A 21,395-nucleotide genomic window follows, 5' to 3' on the forward strand; every position below is an offset into this window, starting at 1 on the left:
TGCATCTGTATTATGGATTTATACAGCCAACAACCTGTGACTAATATGCTACGGCACTGCTGTTCGCTCGCTTGGAAGCCTCAAACAATTCAGACCACTCTGCTATTGCCGCATCAGCAAGAACTTCAAGACTTTCATCACCAACTGCAAAAACTGATCCTAATATATTGCGGATCCGATCATATACTGAGTTCGTTTCTTTTGTTCTCGTTGAATTCGATACGGGTCGATTTAAAACTTCTAAAAATATTTTTTCCAGTCGCAATATATTATCATTACCTGCATTTTTATCTTGCATCAAATTGCGAATTTTGGTGATCCCTGCGGGTGACGAGGTGGATTTTTTCTTATCAAACAACCCCAAACCCCATTCTTTAGGTTTACAGAATCGACTTTCCTCTGCTATCAAGGGGCTTAAAGCATCATAAAGTTTAGTACACACTTCCTCGCCTAATTGTCTGGCCGTTAATTTACATAACAACTCATTGTCTGATACAAAATAGGACTTCAGGTTTTTACTGATATTTTTAACTTCGTTGCCTGTAGCCATCAAGTCATCATATTTCACACCATTTCTGGTACCTAAACGATCATTAATTGCCTCAATAATATCAGCGGGCAAATACATCTCCGGGGTTTTAATACCATCTGATCCTGGAGCATTTTGTCCTGCATGCTCATGCTGATGTCGAGACATATAGATATCGGCGAATAGATTAACAAAATTAATACGCTCCATTTTATCGCTTGGTACGCCAAACTTAGGCCAAACTCCATATTTGTCTTTATATAAAATCATGGCATCAGTATGCATTAACTCTATGGCTTTTCTATCTTTGCCGCTCACACAGGACCCATAGCTATGACCGTCTATAGTAAGGGTAATCAGTTGCTCTAAAGAAGTTAAAAACAGCTCTCTTCCCTCATAATCCCAAAAAGTCGCTGAGCCAAGAGGGGACCCCAGGACTTGTTGATATTCTTCTAAAAGCTCCTCTAATCCTGGGTTATTGGCCACATAAGTCCGTGCAGTCATCAATAAATAGAGACTACTCGCATCATCTGATGCGGTATAGTAAATATATTTTGCATAGTTAAACGGATGATTGTGTTGTAAAACAGAAGCAGTCTTCCCACTTCTTTCAACAGTCGAACGCGCGATTTTGAATAATTCCAGATCAGGTGGAACAGACAAACTCTCCGAAACCAGTGAAGGGAGATAATCAACTGCATGGATTGGACTGATTAGCGTTTGAAATAAACACATCTGCCCAGGTTTTGCGTGTTCCGTAACTTTGGCAAAATTAGAATCGCTATGGCGCTGTTGAACAGACTCCGGAGACTCTAAAACATCACGACTTGCTACATGACTGGATCTAAAGCGTTTTCCATAGAGATGCTTAACCTCATAGGTGTGATCCGATTGAACCACTTCAGGATTAATTTTTAATAAACTATGGGCTGCATAGTTTGCTGGAATAGGCAAGGTCCTGTGACGACTGGATAAAAAGGTCACGGCATCTTCCACACGATCCGTCTGTTGCAGAGCATGAGCCAAAAAGCTCTGCTGAACCTTCGAAAGAGACCAATACCACAAGGGAATATTGGATAAATTATCAAGAGAATTCTGGAATGCAATACTGTGTTTCTTTGCTACTATAAATTCTCTAAATTTAGTTAAATTCGCATCAAATTTGTCAGGTTCTGCAGCCAAAACTTTGATCATTGCTTTCTGAGCCTTACTAAAGCCCTTAGCTCGAGAATCATCCGTTTTATCCTTATACCAGGTGGGATAAGGCTGAATATCCTTATGAATTTGTTCTAATTCCGCAGCAATATTGAGTGATGATCTTTTTATCTCAATCCAGCTGTCCAAAAAAGAATTGATGTCCTGGATGATCGAGGTCGCATTTAGCGGCTTTAAATCCAGATTAGTAAAGTACTCCTTTTGAAATTCTTCAGTATTCTTAAACCAGACCGGTGTTTTTGGATATTTTCTTGATTTGATTTCATTTAATTCGGCTATAAATTCATCAGTATAAGGAGAAAGTGACTCATCATATTGTAAAACATACTCTGTTCCATGTTCCGTTTGCATGGGCATTAATGTAGCCAAATCAGGACGACCTCGACTCATTAATACATACTGCTCTGCTTCATTCAAACAGGCAACACTCTCGTGAAAAGCAGTGCCTTTCGGCCAATCCCAGGATGTAGATATTACTTCTACCAGTTTGGCAGTGTATGCCTCCAGCTCCGTTTGTAACTCTTCAACAGAATCTTTTGCTAAATCACAGGTGTTTTTAAATTCTTCAGCATAATTTTTTAGCGTTTCAGCTTTTAAGGCAGTAAATTTGGGATCCAGGGGATACGCATCAAGCATAAACAAAAATGCATCATGAAGACTGTTTATGCGTCGTTCATAGCTACGCCTGTAATTGGGTTTTTCCTGAAAATATTCAATTTGATAATTGGGTATGAGAGTATCTAATGTACGAGATAACTCAGGCGATATTACAGTACCTTCCAAAACACGTAAAATTATACCTTTTCCCATAGCTTATTCCCTTACTGCTTTTTATTTTCATTATTGTACAAATAATCCAACGAAACAATCATATGCTTCGCCATTAAAATTATTTTCTCAGTTAAGATATCAGGAAGTTGAGTACCTTAATAGTTTTACTTCATGCTAAACTATATTTTTTTGGATAAATAATAAAAGGATGTCTATGAAAAGTATAGAAGATTTTGTAGGGTTTTCTGAGGCAGGTATTGATGACGCCGTACAAAATGCACTGGAAAACGCAGGGAATCCTCTGCATTTCGAAGTAGTGGAAACACTCGGTTCGCAAAAAAACAAAACCAGACGTCAATATCAGGTAACCTTGAAAAAAATAACTGAATAAACGCTTGCTGCTGTATTTTAAATTTGACGACTCGTTTGCAATTTGATGATGTTTCGATATCGGCTAAAACAGTTCAATAACGCATCACTTTAAACGAATCCAGCAATATACCATGCGATTCACTTAAGCACCTGTACACGGCGCTTATTACACATCATAAAAAAGGAGTTTAACAATGGGATATAACGTACCGCATTTTATAGGTGGCCAACTGATCAATGAGTCTACTACTGAAGCCCATCCAATTTTCAATCCAGCCTTGGGTGAGACTATTGGTGAAGTTCACTTTGCCTCGAAAACTTTGTGTGACAAAACAGTAGCAACTGCAAAGAAAGCAGGAATTGAGTGGGCGGAAACCCCTGCAATCAAAAGAGCACGTATCCTCTTTAAATTCAGAGACTTATTAGAAAAACATCAAATGGATCTGGCTCGTATTGTTACCCGTGAGCATGGAAAAACCCTGGATGATGCTAAAGGCTCCGTTGCACGCGGCATAGAAGTAGTCGAATTACATTGTGGTTTAGTCAACCAGCTTAAAGGAGATTTCTCTGCAGATGTAGCGAGCCATATCGACTGCCTTACCTTCAGACAACCGCTGGGAGTATGCGCAGGAGTATCGCCCTTTAATTTTCCGGTAATGGTACCCATCTGGATGATGATCCCAGCCATTGCCTGTGGCAATACCTTTATTTTAAAACCTTCTGAACAAGATCCTTCTGCTCCAATACGCTTAATGGAGCTATTAAATGATGCCGGTTTACCTCCTGGAGTAGTCAATTGTTTACAAGGTAATAAAGTCACCGTCGACCATTTATTGGCTCATCCTGATATAGCCGCATTTACTGCAGTAGCATCCACACCCGTGGCGCAGTCCATTTATACTACCGCTACAGCTTATGGAAAACGGGCTCATACCTTTGGCGGGGCAAAAAATCACTGCGTGGTCATGCCTGATGCTGATTTGGATCAAGCAGCCAGTGCCATTGTGGGTGCGGCATATGGTTCTGCTGGCGAACGATGTATGGCTTTATCGGTGGCAGTTGTTGTGGGCGATCAAACCGCTGATGATTTAATTGCCAAAATGGCGCCACAAATACGAGCGATGAAAATTGATGCCGGAGATGTTGCTGGCACCGACATGGGGCCATTGATCAGTAGTGCTCACCGTCAAAAAGTTCTGGCTGCAATTGACAAAGGCGTCAGTGAAGGTGCCCAATTAATTATTGATGGCAGATCCTTCAAGCACCCACAATACCCTCAAGGATTCTTTGTAGGTCCCTGTCTTTTTGATCAGGTTACTGAACCCATGTCAGTATATCAAAATGAAATTTTTGGACCGGTACTCGTCATAGTCCGGGTGAATCATTTTGAGGAAGCCCTGGCTCTGGTAAACAGGCATCAATACGGTAATGGTACTGCCATTTTTACTCGCGATGGATTTACCGCTCGTGAATACAGTCAAAAAGTACAAGTAGGCATGATAGGAGTAAATATCCCTATCCCAGTACCCATTGCCAATCATCCTTTTGGAGGCTGGAAACGCTCCTCATTTGGAGACACCAACATGCATGGAGAAGAAAGCATCCATTTCTATACGCGGCGTAAAACAGTGACCAGTAAATGGCCCGTCACCCAATTAAAAGGAAGCGCTTTTGCTATGCCTACTCATTAATATCAGCTGAGACAACGGATCACTATCAATTATTATGGAGTTATCAATGGCTAGAATAGGATTTATAGGATTGGGGCATATGGGTTTGCCCATGGCTATTAATCTGATTAAAGCGGGACATAAGGTGTCAGGGTTTGACTTGCAAGAGTCAGCCCGAACTCATTTTGCTGAATCAGGGGGCCTGGTTGCAAGCAGCCTGCAAGTAGTAGCTAACGATCAGGATGTCTTGATTACCATGCTGCAAACGGGAGAACAAGTATTACAGGTATGCAAGGGAATTGACGGATTATTCAACAAAGCCAATTCGGATACTTTGTTCATTGATTGCTCTACTATTGATGTAAATTCTTCACGCGAGTTCCATCAGCTGGCAAAAGAACGTCATCTGCGTTCTGTTGACGCACCCGTTTCAGGAGGTGTAGCTGGAGCGGCTGCCGGAACATTGACCTTCATGGTGGGTGGTGATCTTGACGCATTCAATGCCGCGCGACCTATTCTTGCCAATATGGGACAAAAAATGATTCATACTGGTGGTCCTGGTAGTGGTCAGGCAGCAAAAATATGCAATAACATGATTCTTGGTATTTCAATGGTCGCTGTTTCTGAAGCGTTTATTTTGGCAGATCAACTGGGATTATCCGCTGAAAAACTCTTTGAAGTAGTCAGTAACTCATCAGGACAATGTTGGGCGATGACCAAATACGTTCCTGTTCCAGGAGTATTGGAACATGTACCCGCCAATAACGAGTACAGACCGGGTTTTGCTGCAGCCATGATGTTAAAAGATTTAAAATTAAGTCAGGCAACAGCTCAGTCTGCTCATGTAAAAACCCCATTGGGAGCCCATGTTACGAAGATGTATCAATACTTTATCGATCAAGGTCTTGGGGAGCTTGATTTTTCTGCAATTATCAAACTGATTGCCAAAGGGGAAGAGGTTTAAAATGAGCTCAATTCATTTATCGCACCCAAAACTAAGCAACACGCTGGAATCATTAACTGAATTTTGGTCTGAGATCGCCAGCCAAACTCTTGATTGGATTCGTCCCTGGGATACTGTTCTTGAAGGTGGATTTAAAGACGGTGATGTCTCCTGGTTCAATGGCGGCCAATTAAATGTCAGCGTCAATTGCCTTGACAGGCATTTACCTCACAGAGCCAACCATCCAGCCATTATTTGGGAAGGAGATACCGAACAAGAACAGAGTACTCTGACTTTCGCACAATTACATGAGGAAGTGTGTCGAATGAGTAATGTGCTGAAGTCTTTGAATATTAAAAAAGGAGATAAAGTAGCCATTTATTTGCCGATGATACCAGAGGCAGCGATTGCAATGCTGGCTTGTGCGCGAATAGGTGCAATCCATACAGTAGTTTTTGCAGGGTTTTCAGCTCATGCCTTAAGACAGCGTTTAATCGCTTCAGAGTGTAAATGTTTGATCACTGCGGACGGTTTTAAACGCGGTGGGAAGAGCGTTAATTTGAAAGAACAGGCAGATGAAGCCAGTATCAATCTGAACCTGCACACTTTAATTATTAAAAAAGACCATTCCCCTGTTTCATTCAATGCCAAAACCGATCATTGGTGGCATGAACGCAAGCATAAAGTTTCTGCCCAATGCATACCTGAACCCATGAATGCAGAAGATCCTCTGTTTATATTATATACTTCGGGAAGTACGGGACAGCCTAAGGGTGTAGTTCACACGACTGGCGGCTATCTGGTACAGGCAGCGTATACACATCAATTGATATTTAATTGCCAAAAAAACGAAGTATTTTGGTGTACTGCGGATGTAGGCTGGATTACTGGTCATAGCTATGTGGTATACGGTCCCCTATGCAACGGAATTACTACCCTGATGTATGAAGGGATACCTACCTGGCCTAATCCGGCAAGAAACTGGCACATTATTGATAAATATCAGGTCAATGTATTTTATACTGCACCTACGGCCATTCGTTCATTAATGCGTGCCGGTGACGAGTGGTTAAAAACAAGTTCCAGAGCGTCTCTTCGCCTATTAGGAACAGTTGGTGAACCGATTAATCCGGAAGCGTGGAACTGGTATCATCAAAAAATAGGGCAAGGAAAATGTCCGGTTGTTGATACCTGGTGGCAAACTGAAACAGGAGCCATCATGATTAGTCCAAGGCATGATGACCCTTTAATTAAACCAGGATCAGCCAGTCATCCTATTCCAGGCATTGTTCCAGTACTGCTAAATGAACAAGGGCTTGAAATTCATGGAGCAGGAGAAGGTTCCTTAGCGATTAAATATCCTTGGCCTTCCATCGCAAGAACAATCGCAGGAGATCATCAACGGTATCGTACAACCTATTTGATGAACGGATATTATATTACCGGTGATGGGGCTAAAAGGGATAAAGATGGGGATTTCTGGATTACTGGTCGCATTGATGATGTCTTGAATGTTTCAGGTCATCGCCTGGGTACCGCAGAAATTGAAAGTGCCCTGGTCAGCCATCCCAGTGTAGCGGAGGCTGGTGTAGTAGGCATTCCCCATGAAATAAAAGGACAAGGGATTTTCGCCTTTGTCATTTTAAAGCAGGGTTATGTTGGCAGCGATCAATTAAAAGAAGCTTTAATCGAGCAAGTTAAGGAAGAAATTAGCGCTATAGCCAAGCCAGATGAACTTTATTTTGCAACTGATTTACCCAAAACCCGTTCGGGTAAAATAATGCGTCGGATTTTGCGCAAAATAGCGGGCCATGAAGTAGAGCATACTTCCGAGTTAGGCGATTTATCAACTTTATCCAACCCACATGTTGTTGAAGAGCTGATGAACGACTTAGGTCGGTGATAATTTGGTTGTTTGATTTTGTTACCCGGATGGTCCCTTAAACAGGAACATCCGGTAAGCGTCCTATAGAGGAGTAGTTCTCTATTGTCTACATATCCTGATTTAAAACTCTACGAATGATTGCTTGAAAGGGAGATGATTTTGTATACAACACTCTAAACTTAGATTGTATCCCGATCACTCGTGTTCAAGTCATACCAAGTCTAACTCAAACCAGGAGTTTAATAGTGCAACCAACTCATCAATACCGTCTTTTTTAAGCGATGAAAACGATTGCACTGAAATCAAATGATCTGCCAAATCATAGTGCTTACGCACTTTAAGCACTGTATTTTTTACTTCGCTGCGGCTTAATTTATCCGATTTAGTCAATAAAATATGCACCGGAAGCTGTCGATTCAAAGCCCAATCCACCATCATTTGATCCAAATCCTTTAATGGGTGGCGTACATCCATTAACAGAATCAGCCCTTTCAGACTTTCTCGTACCTCAAGGTAATGCGCCAGATTTTTCTGCCACTCCAATTTCACTTGCAGCGCTACTTTTGCATATCCATAACCCGGCAAGTCAACCAATCGGCGTTGTTCGTCCAAAGAAAACAAATTGATTAATTGTGTACGACCTGGTGTTTTACTCGTCCTGGCAAGGCTTTTTATACCGGTTAAACAATTTAAAGCACTGGATTTACCAGCATTTGATCGGCCTGCAAAAGCCACTTCATAGCCTGTATCCTCAGGTAATTGGTCAACTCGGGCTGCACTTTTTAAAAATACTGCTTTAGAATATAAATTTACTAACATGGAATATAATTTCATTTTGGGATTTTGACCTAAGCAGTGTACCATTAAATTATCAATTTATTATGAGATAACGATGAAAAAATTAGCGCTCATTCTCATCTTATGCTTTCCATTAGTTCTATACGCGCAGGAAAATCCCCCAAAAGGGCAAGATTTGGCTCAAGTATGTGCGGCCTGTCACGGTCAACAAGGCATTAGTCCTTCCCCAGAATGGCCTAATCTTGCAGGCCAACATCAACAATACCTGGTCAAACAATTAAAGGACATGAAAGAAGGCAAGGTGCGTATCGCCCCTACAATGACTGCAATGATAGCCCATCTTAATGAACAAGATATGAATGACTTGGCGTCATTCTATGCTAAAATGCCGCTCGCTGAAGGCTCTACACCTAAAAAATACCTTCAAAGAGGCGAGCAACTTTATAGAGGTGGTGATTTTAATAAACACATCACTGCGTGTATTGCTTGCCATGGCCCCAAAGGAACAGGTAACGCCCAGGCAGGTTTTCCTGTTCTTTCAGGCCAAAAAGCACAGTACACTGTGATGCAGTTGCAGGCATTTAAAGACGGTAAACGAACAAATGACCTAAACCATATCATGCAAGATATCAGCGCCAGGATGACTCAGGATGATATGGAAGCAGTAGCCCATTATATTGAAGGTTTATATTAAGGAATAAAACATGTTAAGAAAATTAGTCAGTATTTTATTATTGTTACCTGTTATGGCCTTTGCCGCCCAATTTGTAGAAGGGAAAGATTACCAACTGGTTAGCAATCCCCAACAATCGGCAAATAAAGGTAAAGTCCCCGTAGTTACCGAGTTTTTCAGCTACGGTTGTCCCTGGTGCTATAAAATCGATCCGTCAGTTAATGAATGGGCAGGAAAATTGGGGAGCCATGTGCAACTGGAGCGCGTTCCAGTAGTGTTCAAACCTGATTGGGAATTGTATGCAAAAGCATACTATACTGCCAAAACCTTAGCCTTATCAGACAAACTGAATCCTCAATTATTCAAAGCCATCCAGGAAGAGAAAAAACCTTTGGCATCAAAACAATCCATGATTGATTTTTTTATAGCTCATGGTGTTGATAGAGAAATCGCCAAAAGTGCTTTTGAAAACTCACCGACGATTGATATGCGAGTGCAAAATGGCATGACCTTAATGGCTGGTTATCAAATCAATGCCGTTCCTGCGTTTGTAATCAACAGCAAATATAAAACCGATCTGCAAATGGCTGGTAGCCAGGAACGTTTATTCCAGATATTAGATTATCTGTTACGAAAATCTGCTTAATCGATTCGTTTGTTTCCCTTATCAGGTCTACTTGATTTGGGAAACAAACAAAGAGGGTAAACGCCATGTCTCAATAAGGTGTAAACCCAAGCCTCGCCCTATAAACCCTTACCCGGATTTTCCAAACTTAAAATTCCAGTATTGAAATCATAGGCAAATATTTCAGCGTAACGCCCCCAGTCAATCATTGTTCGTAAAACGCGATCCGCTTCCTTCTCGCTCAAATAATCTTCCAATTTACTTAAAAAACGCTCCTCAGAAACACGATGCCCTACTTTTTCATCTAAAACTCTGCGGATGTAGCGGGCAAGAGGTACTTTTTCCAATAGTCGTTGAGCAAATAACTGCTTGCGCTCCTGCAAATCAGCCTCGGAAAACTGTTTTCCCAAATCACTCAGTTGAATGTCTCCGGCTGATACCTTGGCAAATCCAAGAATTTCCAGAGTTTCAAGAATAGGGAACAGATCATCAATATTCATCATGAGCTCATCAGCAAGCTCAGGTAAATCGATGCGCTCCTCGAATGACTTCATGGTTTCAATCAATCCGGATAATTCTGAAGGCTCAACATCAGGCAATCTGTAGCCTAAGCCAATCTGACGTTCTCTTTGCGCACGCTTCGCCTTTTCTTTAGGACCCGTCGTCATTAAAGTATATATCTTATCAACTAAGGCACGAAATTCTGGCGTTTCAGGATCTCTGGGTTGTGGCAAAGTCACCGGTAATTCTGCACGAATATATCCAGGATCATTTCCAAAAATAACAATACGGTCCGCAAGAGTAGCCGCTTCTTCAATATTATGGGTGACCAATAATATCCCATTGGTGTTGGTTTTCTTTTCTTTCCAGAGTTCCAGCAAGTCGGATTTTAAGTTTTCTGCAGTTAAAACATCGAGCGCCGAAAACGGTTCATCCATTAGCAAAACGTCGGGGTTAATGACCAAAGCACGAGCAAAACCGACCCGTTGCCGCATTCCTCCCGACAACTCTTTGGGAAATGCAGATTCAAAACCGTCCAAACCAATGATATCGATGGCTTCGATCGCTCTATGCCTGCGTTCATCACGACTGACTCCTTGTGCTTCAAGTCCAAGTTCAACATTTTCCAGCACATTCAGCCAAGGCATCAACGCAAAAGATTGAAAGACCATGGCGATTCCTTCCACAGGTCTGGTAACCGGTTTTCCTCTGTAAGTAACCGTTCCGCTCGAAGGAGCAACCAATCCGGCAATAATCCGCAACAAGGTCGACTTTCCCGAACCGGATTTTCCCAATAAAGCGACTATTTCACCTTCCTGTAATTTGAAATTAACGTCCTCAAGGACCAACAAATCCTGAGAAGAAGCCTTTTTAAAAGACTTCCTCAGATTTTCTATGGCAATAATGGTTTCAGACATAAGTGCCTCAATTAAAATTAAAACGCTCTTCAGCTAATCGATAGAGTGGACGCCAGATGAGGTGATTAAAAGCCAAAACATAAATACACATCATCGCAGTCCCCAGAGCAATTTTTGGAAAATCACCAGCTGTTGTACTGGCTTGTATGTATTCCCCCAATCCAGTCGCTTGAAGCGTAATGTTTCCCCAACTCACCCATTCAGCCACAATACTGGCGTTCCAGGCGCCGCCTGCGGCAGTGATTGCGCCCGTGATATAAAATGGAAAAATACCGGGCAAGGCCAGGCGCTTCCACCAATTCCATCCTTTCAGACCAAAATTATCCGCAGCAAGATATAAGTCCCTTGGAATGCTTGATGCCCCAGCGATAACATTAAATAAAATATACCACTGAGTTCCCAAAATCATCAGCGGAGTAACCCATATTTCTACACTTAAATGAAACTCAACTATGGCGATGACGAACAGAGGATAAAATAAATTGGCTGGAAAGGCAGCGACAAACTGTATTACAGGTTGTATCTTTTGAGCTATTCGAGGTCTTAAACCTATCCATACTCCAACCGGTATCCATATTAACGAACTTAATATAATTAACACGATAACTCGTGTTCCTGTAGCCGCTCCAAGTAAAAATACATGCACAATATCGCTGACCTTTAGTTCAGCAAGAATAAATCTTAATAACAACCAACTGCCGCTGACTATAGACAACAGAACCAGAGCGCTCCATATCCGATCTAGACGCTTCTGCCGTTTAAAATCAATCTCCTTGACCGCTTTAGGTTCACTGATGCGTAACCATCGGGCGTTCACAAAACCACCGACTAATATCCCAATTCCCTTGGTAAATCGTTTCATCAACCGACTGCCGCGAATCAAGTCAATAAGCCAGGATTGATATTCCGATTCATCCGGTGATTGTTCCACTTTAAATTTTTCCGACCAGGCAATTAAAGGTCGAAACAGAATTTGGTCGTATAAGAAAATGACGATCATCATCGTCAGTATCGCATAACCCACCGCATGCAAATCTTTCTGGGCAATAGCCAAAGCGATGTATGACCCAACACCAGGTAATCGGATGTTTTGATGGGCTACAGAAATGGCTTCAGATAAAACCACAAAGAACCAGCTTGCCGACATAGATATCATCATATTCCATAATAATCCGGACATGGAAAATGGAACTTCCACCTTCCAGAATCGCTGCCATGCCGAAAGCCGGAACATGGATGAAACTTCCTTTAAGTCATGAGGCAAAGTTTTTAATGATTGATAAAAGCCAAAGGTCATATTCCAGACCTGAGCACAAAATATAGCAAAAATGGAAGCGCACTCAGGGCCTAACAAACTGTTGGGAAACAAATGAATAAAGCCTGTAACCGTAATGGATAAAAAACTGAGTACGGGGATGGATTGCAAGATATCAATAGCAGGAATAATGACTTGCTCTGCCCGACGGTTTTTAGCGGCCAATGCGCCCACTATAAACGTAAATATAATGGAAAAAATTAAAGCGATAAATAAGCGTAAAACAGTGCGCAAAGCATAAAAAGGAAGATTGGAGGGAGCCAAAGAAATAGGGATCTGATCACCCAACTGATACGGGGTGGCCATTTGCGATCCAGCCCAGCCTAAAAAGAACAAAACGGAAAAGATTAAAATAAGTAACAGGATGTCCCAGCGATTAATGAATCGGCCGACTGTATCAGGGTTTGCAGAATAAAAACGGCTGTTACGAACCATAGCTTATATACCTTATTTTTAGACAGGGCTTAGTAAGCATTTCGTAGTAAGCATTTTCGTAAGTCCCACTGCAAATAAAATACCACAAAATGGTGCGAAGCTGTATACGTCATGCGATTTACCAAGGCAAAATGATCTGGCAAGATCTCTATTTTGGATCAATACCGTGTTATTTTATACTAAGAGCCTCCCTGCCCCGGTGTTTTGCCTGGATCGTTTCATAATTAAAACAAAGAACATGGATAAGATTGTACTCGCCATTAAGAGAACGACATCTTGATAACGTAATCCAGGCTTTGTGCTCGCAATTAAAATGAAGAACAGGGAGCAGACAGTAATTGATCCGCTTCTTCATCAGTTAATAAAACTTGTTTTTCTAATAAATGCAGCTCTTGAATATCAGCACGTTTCTGATCAACCGCTGTAAACGTTAAGTGCAGTTCAGCATAAGGGTAATGCCAAACTCTACTCATAGTAATGTTCATTCGTTCAAAGGCAGCATGCACAGCGTGACAATTTCGCTCACTATCATCTACAAAATCGATGCTATGAAAAGAGCCAATGTCTCGTAATAAATAGCCTTGACTTACCACATACTCAAAACAGTGGCCTTTGTCATTGCCGTTTGCAAAAATGACTCCGTTTTTAATTTCCACGAGCTTGTCATTAAGAGTAAAAGTGGCATCGTTTAGAACTCCACTGCTAAAAGACACCCCTAGACTATCAAGCAACGACAGTGTTTTGTCAGTCAAGATGTGATTTCGAGCAGTTAAACCAATGACAGTTACCTGATTTTTCTTTAATTGCTCAATAATATCAGCGACATTTTTGGATTTATCGACAGGCACCATCTCTGTTGAAGCCAATTGAGCCAAATTGTAAATCTCGATAGTCAAAAGAAGGGCTTGAGATGGAGTGTGTCCATCTGCAGCGTGTTGTTGTAATCTCAGACGAAACCAGGAATCAAGGCCTATAGCTTGAGGTACTCGCCCTATCGTATCATCAATGTCTAAAACCACTAGAGAACCTGATTGAGCATGGGACAATATATGCTCTATATCACTGTGTTGTAAGAGTTCATTTCTAATTGCAGGAGTACTGGATGCCCCCTCGAACATTTGAAAAAATTTACTTGAATACATTGATTTAATATCCATAATTTAAAAGGGCCGAAATTTTACACAGAAGCCAATATTATTACAACAAGGAGCATTAAATTGATGACGAAACTGAGAGCCGTCATCCCGATTGCAACGAGGGATCTCCTGAATATGGTGCTTTGCCTGTATTGAGAGATCCCTCACTACGTTCGAGATGACGTGGGTAATTGTATTTTTTTTTGAATAAATATTGAACTTTCTTGCGAACCCCGTGTCTAAATCTGTGAGTATTCCCCCCCGAATACTCTGCCCCGCTTTCCCCTCTTTATGCGGGGTAGTGTCTGTAACCATCCGATTCAGACACATAATGTTCCCCGGTACTTTAACCGGGGTTTTTTTTATATTAAACTTTCAATCAGTTTTAATTGGCTCATGATGTATGGACACACGTACCATGATTCATCACAATGTTGAGGTAAGTCCCGCACAATAGGACTAAACTGGAACCATACCACTATTGAGAATACATCGATGACTAAACTGTTTACTATTGCAGCTGGCTTATTATTGTTTTTGGCACCCCATACAGGAATCGCAGCGCCAGATAGAACGCAATTGGCAGTCTGGGCAAATGAAGCCATTATAGCAACGTATACTTTTGACTTTAAAAACTACTTGCAACAGCAGAAAGAAATTGCCAAATATTTTACATCTGATGGCTGGATAGCGTATACCAAAGCCCTTAATGACTCGAAATTACCGGAAGCCGTGCAGAAAAATTCATACGAAGTCACCGCAGTTGCCACCCAACCCCCTGTATTAACAACACTGGATCCAACTCATTGGCAAGCAACCATGACAGTGCTGGTTGTTTATAAAAATCCACAATACCAACAGCAGCAAAATTTAAAGGTTGTCTTAAGCTTTACCCAGGCGCCTTCAGGACAAGGAGTAAGAGGTTTTGCTGTAACCAGTTTACAAGCCGGGATTACAGAGCCTCCATGTGAGTGTAAAACTCCTGAAACCGAAAAAACTACCCAATAATCCGATAAACAATGAACCCAATATGAAAAACGATTAAGCTGCAAAGTACAATAACAATAAAATTTAATTTAACCGGAATAGTAACATCCAAAGCAGACTGTTCCGGATTATTCGGATTATAATACACATCAATTTCTGAGTTCTCTTTAAAGGCCATCGCAGCTTTATATGCAACCAGACGGGCATATTTGGAATTGGGGTTGTTGTGTGACGTATCTAAAAACAAATACTCGCCAATCAAGTCTTTATCCTGAACCTGATAACTGTATTCAACCTTAGGCCAGTGACTATGCCCCACTTTGGTCCAGTCACAACGGATAATATGGCCTTTAACCTTTAACCAGGATTTTGACTGCACCAAGTCTGATCGATTTCGCCAAAAATGCCTTAAAAGTATGAAAAGAAAGCTCAACCAACCTAAATCCAGCACCCATCTCCCAGAATTAAGCCAATTCATTATAAAAATCCCTTAAATTTACAGTATATAGCTATTTCATCTAATAATGTGAAAAATCAAAAGCTAAATCTCGCAAATTTAATCGCAACGAGTATAATCACAAGCATCAAGGTGATAAATAAGGATATGCAATGATTGCAAAAACCCCTCTTCACGCCACCCATCTGGCAAGTGGCGCAAAAATGGTTGATTTTCATGGCTGGGATATGCCTCTGCACTACGGTTCACAACTCAACGAACATCATTTTGTCCGCAAAGATGCAGGTATTTTTGACGTATCACATATGACTATAGTTGATATTCTTGGTGCCGGTGGACGTCAATTTTTGCGTAAATTACTGACTAATGACGTCGATCAATTACACCATAATGGCAAAGCATTATACAGCTGTATGTGCAATGAACATGGTGGCATTATTGATGATTTAATCGTTTATCAACGTGCCTCAGATAATTATCGAGTAGTACTCAACTCAGCAACACGACAAAATGATATCAACTGGATTCGTAAGAAAAGTGAAGGATTTGCTGTAGGATTACAAGAACGACAAGAATTGGCGATGATTGCTGTGCAAGGTCCTAATGCCATAGCCAAAACCTTGACTGTCCTAAGCCCAGCTCAAATCGATGCGGTTTCAACCCTGACCAACTTTGAATGTGTGGATGTGGATAACTGGTTTTTTGCTCGCACAGGGTACACCGGAGAAGACGGATTTGAAATCATCGTTCCCAAGGAGCTTATTACTCAATTATGGGATGATTTAGTAAAAGCCGGAGCAAAACCATGCGGACTAGCCGCCCGAGATACTCTCAGACTGGAGGCAGGCATGATGCTCTATGGTCAAGATATGGATGAAACCACCACTCCTCTTGAATCAGGACTCGCCTGGACCGTCAAATGGGAGCCTCAAGATCGAGACTTTATCGGTATGGGTGCCTTATATTCCCAGAAACAACAGGGAGTTAAGCGAAAAATGGTTGGACTCACTCTATTGGATAAAGGCATCATGCGTCATGGTCAAAAAGTGATTATTGAAGGTTGCACTGATGGAATAATAACCAGTGGCAGTTATTCTCCAACATTGGAGCACTCGATTGCTCTGGCACGCGTTCCAGTAGAAACCGGTGACACCGTCATGGTAGACATACGAGGTAAACTGGTTCCAGCACAAGTAGGAAAACCACGTTTTGTGAAACAAGGAAAAGCCATCTAACTTAATTCTCGTAAAAAAAGCACTCTATATAAGGATAAAATAATGAATGATTTAAAATTCACAGCAACACATGAATGGTTAAAATCAGGTCAAGATGAAGTTACTGTAGGAATTACCGATCACGCACAACAATTACTTGGTGATATGGTATTTGTTGAACTGCCTGAAATTGGTGATGAAGTCAGTGCGGGACAGGAATTAGGTGTTGTTGAATCCGTTAAAGCTGCTTCAGATTTTTACGCTCCAATCAGTGGTGTGGTAACTGCCGTTAATGATTCGGTGGTTGAGAATCCAGCTATTGTGAATACAGATCCCTATATCGCGGGTTGGCTGGTTAAACTCAAACCCAGTAATCTGAATGAAATTAACGAATTATTGAGTGCTGATCAATATCAAAACGAGATAGCTGAGGAAAATTAATCATGCCTTATATTCCACACACTCCTGAAGATACCAAAGAAATGTTGGCGCAGATTGGCGTCAACGAAATTCAGGCATTGTTTGATGAAATACCTTCATCGCTGCAATATGCCGGATTTCAAAATATGCCTTCTGGCATCAATGAAATGGATATGCTGAAAGAAGCGCAGCATTTAGCAAATAAAAACCGTAACGGTATCTGTTTTATCGGAGCAGGATGTTATGAGCATCATATTCCTGCGGCGGTGTGGGATATTGCGTCTCGCGGTGAATTTTTAACTGCATATACCCCTTATCAAGCTGAAGCCAGTCAAGGGACGTTACAGTTATTGTATGAATACCAAACAATGATCTGTGAATTAACGGGTATGGAAGTTTCAAACGCCTCTATGTATGACGGCGCCACTGCGCTTGCAGAAGCCGTACTCATGGCGGTCAGAGTGAATAAATACAGTAAAACCAATAGAGTATTAATAGCCGGCACAGTACATCCCTTATATCGCGAAACCATCGAAACAGTTGTACGTAATCAGCATATTGAAGTGCTTACTCTTCCATTCGATGAGCAACAAGGGATCACTGCTTTATCTGCTTTGGAACAATATTCTGGGGAAGATATTACCGCTCTGGTAATCGCACAACCCAATTTCTTTGGTTGTCTGGAACAGGTAGACAAACTCACCGACTGGGCGCATCAGAACAAGACGATCAGCGTGGCATGCGTCAATCCCGTGTCATTGGCCTTACTGAACCCTCCTGGTCAATGGGGTACGCACGGAGTTGACATTGCCTGTGGTGAAGGACAACCCTTAGGCTCCCCTATGGCATCAGGTGGACCCTACTTTGGCTTTTTAAGTACTCGAATGGCCCATGTGCGTCAAATGCCTGGGCGATTGATCGGTTGTACCGTTGATAAAGAAGGCAAAATAGGGTTTAGCCTGACCCTGCAAGCCCGTGAACAGCACATACGTCGCGCCAAAGCCACCTCCAATATATGTACGAATCAAGGCTTGCTAGTTACTGCCGCTACGATACATATGAGTTTACTTGGAGCTGATGGGCTTCGGCAAGTTGCCAGTCAGTGCCATCAAAATACTCATGATTTAGTAAAAGCACTCATCGAAATTGAGGGCGTCGAACACGTGTTCAAAGCCCCTTATTTTCATGAGGCATTACTCAAGCTGAATCGACCGGTTGACGAGGTATTAAAGCAATTGGCAGATGCAGGTATCGCAGGAGGGTATGCACCAGGCGATCACTATCCACAACTGGCCAATACTTTGTTGGTTTGTGCTACTGAAATGCGTACTCCAGAAGAAATCGCAACTTATGCGCGAACATTAAACGCCATTATGACCAAGCGAGGTGCCTGATGTTTATCGTACAATTAACGTATCTGACCCCTCTTAATGAAGTAGATAAATATCTGCAGGCTCATAGAGAGTTTCTTGATTACTATTACAAACAAGGACTTTTGCTGTTTTCAGGTCCTATGAAGCCACGAACCGGTGGTATTATCATCGCCAACACTAATGATAGAGAATACCTGGAATCTATATTTAAAAAAGATCCTTATTTTCTGGCTGAAATAGCTGAATACCACTTTATCGAGTTCACTCCGATGATGTATCGAGACGAGTTCAAAGAACTTATTCAAAAAACGGAAGGCCTATTATGATGATTTTTGAATTATCCAAAAACGGACGGCAGTCTTTAGCTCAGGCTCCTAAAATTACAGACAGCACCTATGCGATACCGGCTGAGTTTCAACGTAAAACTCCACCCAAAATGCCCGCCTGCTCTGAATTACAGGTTGTGCGCCACTATACCCGCTTGTCCCATAAAAATTTTGCAATTGATACCAATTTTTATCCTCTGGGCTCCTGTACCATGAAATACAACCCTCGAGGAGTTCATAAAGCCGCCTCTATTCCTGGATTTGCCAATAGACATCCATTAGCGCTGGAAAGAGACAGTCAAGGCTTCCTGGAGTCACTGTACCGTTTACAAAACAACATTGCAGAAATCACCGGTATGGCAGGAGTATCTCTAACGCCGATGGCAGGCTCGCAAGGTGAGTTTGCGGGGGTAGCCATGATCAAGGCCTACCACCAATCACGAGGGGATACAGCTCGTGATGAAATGCTGATTCCAGATGCAGCCCATGGAACTAATCCAGCATCTGCAGTCATGTGTGGTTTTAAGGTCATTGAAATTACAACCGGCGCAGACGGTGACATTGATCTGGAAGAATTGAAAAGTAAAGTAGGTCCCAGAACAGCTGGAATCATGCTGACCAATCCCTCAACTCTGGGATTATTTATGCGGCAAATCAAAGAAATTGCTGCACTGGTGCATCAAGCAGGGGGGTTACTGTATTACGATGGTGCCAATCTTAATGCCATTCTTGGAAAAGTAAGACCTGGTGATATGGGATTTGACGTAATGCACCTCAACTTGCATAAGACATTTGCTACACCCCACGGTGGCGGAGGTCCAGGTGCAGGTCCTGTCGCGGTCAGTAAAAGGCTGGTTCCATTTATGCCCCTGCCTGTTGTGAAAAAGACGGGATCAGAGTATCAATGGGCTACTAAACAAGATTATCCACAAAGCATTGGCCGCTTATCCTGCTTTATGGGTAATGCCAGTATTTTGCTGCGAGCTTATTTCTATATGGTTGTTTTAGGTAAAGAAGGTTTATTACGCGTTTCTGAATACGCCACACTTAATGCCAATTATTTACTCAAAAAATTAACTTCAGCAGGATTTACACCCGCTTATCCTGGTAGAAGAGCCTCTCATGAATTCATTCTGACTTTGAGTCCTGAGAAAAAGAGCTTCGGCATTACGGCAATGGATTTGGCAAAAAGACTGTTGGATTACCGTTATCATGCCCCCACGACCTATTTTCCTTTGCTTGTACCGGAATGCCTCCTTATAGAGCCTACTGAAACTGAAAGTAAAGAAGAATTGGATGGTTTCATTCAAGCGATGAAAACCATCAGAGAGGAGGCTGCGAATAATCCTAATCTGCTGAAAGATGCGCCTCATACCCTACCCGTAAAACGTCTTGATGATGTAAAAGCTGCACGAGAACTGGATTTGAATTATTTTGCGAGAAACTCATCTGATTCAAACCAGGGCTAATCCTGAATCCCGGGTTACACCTTGATGTGTCCCGGGATCATTCCTATTATTTTTTGACATGCACAACTCAATCAATTCAATCCGAATTATTTATAAAACCCAATAGAACTCCTCGAAGAGAAGATAATGAACTGGATCAATCCAAGGCAATTAGTGGTTGTGATTTTATCACTTTGACGTATAATAACGCACAACTTAAACTTGAGATAAATAAAATGTTACTAAAAGCGTTTATTTTTGGTGCGGAAGGTGCAGGTAAAACAGAGTTAATTAAACAGCTGAGCAATCCTGATTATACTAATCAAGCCGGCCAAAGATACAACCGCTCAATTGGGGCTGATTTTAGCATCATCCAAATTCCAGATAGAGAAGGAATAAAAAAGACTCCACTAAGCTTATGGGATATGTCCGGGAATCCCAAATATAAAGGCTTATCTTCATGTTTTTTCCCCAACTCAGATTTTGGCTTTGTTTGTGTCGATTTATCCAAAGCCCTTGATCAACAAACAATCGATGAACTCAATGATGACCTTGCCCTGTTCCGACAACTCAATCCTGATGCACTGTTAATATTGGTAGGAACTAAAAGCGATGCGGCTTTACCAAACGCTCTTGAGAACGCACAACAACAATTTGCACTTATTCCCTTTTTAGCGGCTTTATCCACTTCGGCAAGGAATGCAAATGGTTCACAGGAATTATTGAATCTCATTACTTTAGAAGTACGCAAATTGGTCCTGCTCAGACAAGAAGAAGAATTAAAGAAAACGCAAGAATTACTCAACGAAATCGAACAAAGAAAGACTATTCTAAATGCTCGAAACCGATGCATTGAAGATTCTGAATTGTATCGTGCGCTGGATCAGTTAAACAATAAAGCCCAGAATTTATCCCCGAAAATCATCAAAATACTGGGAATTGAAACACATAATCTACTGGACGCACTTGAAGATCCAACCATATATGACAAAGAACCCTGCTTAAAATCATTCGTCGCAAAGTGTAACAAAGCGATTAAAGGAACACATTACGAACTAAAAAGTGCCCTATTAGCTCTGGCATACGCTGCGGCTGTTACGGTCATTGCTGCAGTGATCGGCTTTGGCATCGGTTTCGCGTTAGGTGCATGGACAGGCCCCGGTGCATTGTTCACCGGTTTAGCAGCAGGAAGTGCCAGTGCGGTATCTGTTGCAGTTGGTGCTTCATTATCAGGAACCGGAACACTGATCTGTGCGGGGCATCATTTTTTCAAGCCCACACCGTTATTGAATTCAATTAATCACGTTGCACAGCATGCGAATGGCAAGGACATTCAACAGTTTAATAGCAGTATTCTATTCGATTAAGCTCTGTTCATGACGTCT

19 protein-coding genes are annotated in these 21,395 nt (G+C 41.7%); 13 read left to right on the forward strand and 6 right to left on the reverse strand.

The genetic code is table 11. The features are described 5' to 3' along the window. Positions 1-40: 40 nt before the first annotated feature. The gene (locus tag G543_RS0116130) at positions 41-2,554 is read right to left on the reverse strand and encodes a hypothetical protein (RefSeq protein WP_028385447.1); all 2,514 of its coding nucleotides are present in this window, start codon (positions 2,552-2,554) and stop codon (positions 41-43) included. Positions 2,555-2,729: 175 nt separating this feature from the next. On the opposite strand from G543_RS0116130, the gene G543_RS18830 reads away from it, so the two are divergent. The 4 genes from G543_RS18830 to acs all read left to right on the forward strand — a co-directional run bounded on the left by G543_RS18830 (position 2,730) and on the right by acs (position 7,403). Next, a complete protein-coding gene (locus G543_RS18830; protein ID WP_081675699.1) occupies positions 2,730-2,906 on the forward strand; it encodes a dodecin domain-containing protein in 177 nt (58 codons plus the stop codon). A 175-nt stretch (positions 2,907-3,081) separates the two neighbouring features. Beyond that, positions 3,082-4,578, forward strand: coding sequence for a CoA-acylating methylmalonate-semialdehyde dehydrogenase (locus G543_RS0116140; protein ID WP_028385448.1), 1,497 nt, complete (start codon positions 3,082-3,084; stop codon positions 4,576-4,578). A gap of 46 nt (positions 4,579-4,624) precedes the next feature. Then, positions 4,625-5,521 carry a 3-hydroxyisobutyrate dehydrogenase gene (gene mmsB / locus G543_RS0116145; protein WP_028385449.1) on the forward strand — a complete coding sequence of 299 codons (897 nt, stop codon included), beginning with the start codon at positions 4,625-4,627 and terminating at the stop codon, positions 5,519-5,521. 1 nt (position 5,522) lies between these two features. Beyond that, entirely contained in the window at positions 5,523-7,403 is a 1,881-nt protein-coding gene (acs, locus tag G543_RS0116150; RefSeq protein WP_028385450.1) for an acetate--CoA ligase, read from the forward strand. Positions 7,404-7,595: 192 nt separating this feature from the next. Here the strand turns inward: acs and yihA are convergent, their stop codons facing one another. After that, positions 7,596-8,204 (reverse strand): ribosome biogenesis GTP-binding protein YihA/YsxC, encoded by a 609-nt coding sequence (gene yihA, locus G543_RS0116155; RefSeq protein ID WP_028385451.1) that lies wholly within the window; start codon positions 8,202-8,204, stop codon positions 7,596-7,598. A 73-nt stretch (positions 8,205-8,277) separates the two neighbouring features. On the opposite strand from yihA, the gene G543_RS0116160 reads away from it, so the two are divergent. Both G543_RS0116160 and G543_RS0116165 read left to right on the forward strand, forming a co-directional pair. Continuing rightward, positions 8,278-8,877, forward strand: coding sequence for a c-type cytochrome (locus G543_RS0116160; protein WP_028385452.1), 600 nt, complete (start codon positions 8,278-8,280; stop codon positions 8,875-8,877). A 10-nt stretch (positions 8,878-8,887) separates the two neighbouring features. Beyond that, positions 8,888-9,502, forward strand: a complete 615-nt coding sequence (locus G543_RS0116165; protein ID WP_028385453.1) for a thiol:disulfide interchange protein DsbA/DsbL — start codon at positions 8,888-8,890, stop codon at positions 9,500-9,502. Positions 9,503-9,600: 98 nt separating this feature from the next. Here the strand turns inward: G543_RS0116165 and G543_RS0116170 are convergent, their stop codons facing one another. From G543_RS0116170 to G543_RS0116180, 3 genes are all read right to left on the reverse strand, one after another. Next, positions 9,601-10,899, reverse strand: a complete 1,299-nt coding sequence (locus G543_RS0116170) for an ABC transporter ATP-binding protein (RefSeq protein WP_028385454.1) — start codon at positions 10,897-10,899, stop codon at positions 9,601-9,603. Between the two features lie 7 nt (positions 10,900-10,906). Continuing rightward, entirely contained in the window at positions 10,907-12,649 is a 1,743-nt protein-coding gene (locus G543_RS0116175; protein ID WP_028385455.1) for an ABC transporter permease, read from the reverse strand. Between the two features lie 308 nt (positions 12,650-12,957). Then, positions 12,958-13,791: a DUF2608 domain-containing protein gene (locus G543_RS0116180; protein ID WP_028385456.1), complete on the reverse strand. Its 834-nt coding sequence runs from the start codon at positions 13,789-13,791 to the stop codon at positions 12,958-12,960. Positions 13,792-14,280: 489 nt separating this feature from the next. On the opposite strand from G543_RS0116180, the gene G543_RS0116190 reads away from it, so the two are divergent. Next, positions 14,281-14,793, forward strand: a complete 513-nt coding sequence (locus tag G543_RS0116190) for a DotI/IcmL family type IV secretion protein (RefSeq protein ID WP_028385458.1) — start codon at positions 14,281-14,283, stop codon at positions 14,791-14,793. Here the strand turns inward: G543_RS0116190 and G543_RS0116195 are convergent. Next, positions 14,783-15,250 carry a DUF3592 domain-containing protein gene (locus G543_RS0116195; RefSeq protein ID WP_028385459.1) on the reverse strand — a complete coding sequence of 156 codons (468 nt, stop codon included), beginning with the start codon at positions 15,248-15,250 and terminating at the stop codon, positions 14,783-14,785. The two genes, G543_RS0116190 and G543_RS0116195, sit on opposite strands and share 11 nt — an antisense overlap. Before the next feature lie 131 nt (positions 15,251-15,381). Between G543_RS0116195 and gcvT the strand changes: the two genes are divergently transcribed. Genes gcvT through G543_RS0116225 form a run of 6 tightly spaced genes read left to right on the forward strand, consistent with a single transcriptional unit; the run spans position 15,382 to position 21,377 of the window. Further along, a complete protein-coding gene (gene gcvT, locus G543_RS0116200; RefSeq protein WP_028385460.1) occupies positions 15,382-16,464 on the forward strand; it encodes a glycine cleavage system aminomethyltransferase GcvT in 1,083 nt (360 codons plus the stop codon). Positions 16,465-16,506: 42 nt separating this feature from the next. Then, positions 16,507-16,884: a glycine cleavage system protein GcvH gene (gene gcvH / locus G543_RS0116205; protein WP_028385461.1), complete on the forward strand. Its 378-nt coding sequence runs from the start codon at positions 16,507-16,509 to the stop codon at positions 16,882-16,884. Positions 16,885-16,886: 2 nt separating this feature from the next. Then, the gene (gcvPA, locus tag G543_RS0116210) at positions 16,887-18,257 is read left to right on the forward strand and encodes an aminomethyl-transferring glycine dehydrogenase subunit GcvPA (RefSeq protein ID WP_028385462.1); all 1,371 of its coding nucleotides are present in this window, start codon (positions 16,887-16,889) and stop codon (positions 18,255-18,257) included. Continuing rightward, a complete protein-coding gene (locus G543_RS0116215) occupies positions 18,257-18,562 on the forward strand; it encodes a YciI family protein (RefSeq protein ID WP_028385463.1) in 306 nt (101 codons plus the stop codon). Before gcvPA ends, G543_RS0116215 begins: the two co-directional genes overlap by 1 nt. Then, positions 18,559-20,031 carry an aminomethyl-transferring glycine dehydrogenase subunit GcvPB gene (gene gcvPB / locus G543_RS0116220; protein WP_028385464.1) on the forward strand — a complete coding sequence of 491 codons (1,473 nt, stop codon included), beginning with the start codon at positions 18,559-18,561 and terminating at the stop codon, positions 20,029-20,031. The genes G543_RS0116215 and gcvPB overlap by 4 nt, the downstream gene beginning before the upstream one ends. Before the next feature lie 26 nt (positions 20,032-20,057). Continuing rightward, complete coding sequence (locus G543_RS0116225; protein WP_028385465.1) at positions 20,058-21,377, forward strand: ADP-ribosylation factor-like protein; 1,320 nt, start codon at positions 20,058-20,060, stop codon at positions 21,375-21,377. The last annotated feature ends 18 nt before the right edge of the window (positions 21,378-21,395 follow it).

The sequence above is a fragment of the Legionella moravica DSM 19234 genome (assembly GCF_000423305.1).
GTDB lineage: Bacteria > Pseudomonadota > Gammaproteobacteria > Legionellales > Legionellaceae > Legionella > Legionella moravica.

What these genes read in the sequence shown, in the direction of transcription:
- gcvH (WP_028385461.1), top strand. Translation starts at nt 16,507, where the DNA reads ATGAATGATTTAAAATTCACAGCAACACATGAATGGTTAAAATCAGGT.
- G543_RS0116215 (WP_028385463.1), top strand. Translation starts at nt 18,257, where the DNA reads ATGTTTATCGTACAATTAACGTATCTGACCCCTCTTAATGAAGTAGAT.
- gcvT (WP_028385460.1), top strand. Translation starts at nt 15,382, where the DNA reads ATGATTGCAAAAACCCCTCTTCACGCCACCCATCTGGCAAGTGGCGCA.
- G543_RS18830 (WP_081675699.1), top strand. Translation starts at nt 2,730, where the DNA reads ATGAAAAGTATAGAAGATTTTGTAGGGTTTTCTGAGGCAGGTATTGAT.
- yihA (WP_028385451.1), bottom strand. Translation starts at nt 8,204, where the DNA reads ATGTTAGTAAATTTATATTCTAAAGCAGTATTTTTAAAAAGTGCAGCC.
- gcvPA (WP_028385462.1), top strand. Translation starts at nt 16,887, where the DNA reads ATGCCTTATATTCCACACACTCCTGAAGATACCAAAGAAATGTTGGCG.
- G543_RS0116130 (WP_028385447.1), bottom strand. Translation starts at nt 2,554, where the DNA reads ATGGGAAAAGGTATAATTTTACGTGTTTTGGAAGGTACTGTAATATCG.
- G543_RS0116195 (WP_028385459.1), bottom strand. Translation starts at nt 15,250, where the DNA reads ATGAATTGGCTTAATTCTGGGAGATGGGTGCTGGATTTAGGTTGGTTG.
- G543_RS0116160 (WP_028385452.1), top strand. Translation starts at nt 8,278, where the DNA reads ATGAAAAAATTAGCGCTCATTCTCATCTTATGCTTTCCATTAGTTCTA.
- G543_RS0116140 (WP_028385448.1), top strand. Translation starts at nt 3,082, where the DNA reads ATGGGATATAACGTACCGCATTTTATAGGTGGCCAACTGATCAATGAG.
- G543_RS0116165 (WP_028385453.1), top strand. Translation starts at nt 8,888, where the DNA reads ATGTTAAGAAAATTAGTCAGTATTTTATTATTGTTACCTGTTATGGCC.
- G543_RS0116170 (WP_028385454.1), bottom strand. Translation starts at nt 10,899, where the DNA reads ATGTCTGAAACCATTATTGCCATAGAAAATCTGAGGAAGTCTTTTAAA.
- G543_RS0116190 (WP_028385458.1), top strand. Translation starts at nt 14,281, where the DNA reads ATGACTAAACTGTTTACTATTGCAGCTGGCTTATTATTGTTTTTGGCA.
- G543_RS0116175 (WP_028385455.1), bottom strand. Translation starts at nt 12,649, where the DNA reads ATGGTTCGTAACAGCCGTTTTTATTCTGCAAACCCTGATACAGTCGGC.
- G543_RS0116180 (WP_028385456.1), bottom strand. Translation starts at nt 13,791, where the DNA reads ATGTATTCAAGTAAATTTTTTCAAATGTTCGAGGGGGCATCCAGTACT.
- gcvPB (WP_028385464.1), top strand. Translation starts at nt 18,559, where the DNA reads ATGATGATTTTTGAATTATCCAAAAACGGACGGCAGTCTTTAGCTCAG.
- mmsB (WP_028385449.1), top strand. Translation starts at nt 4,625, where the DNA reads ATGGCTAGAATAGGATTTATAGGATTGGGGCATATGGGTTTGCCCATG.
- acs (WP_028385450.1), top strand. Translation starts at nt 5,523, where the DNA reads ATGAGCTCAATTCATTTATCGCACCCAAAACTAAGCAACACGCTGGAA.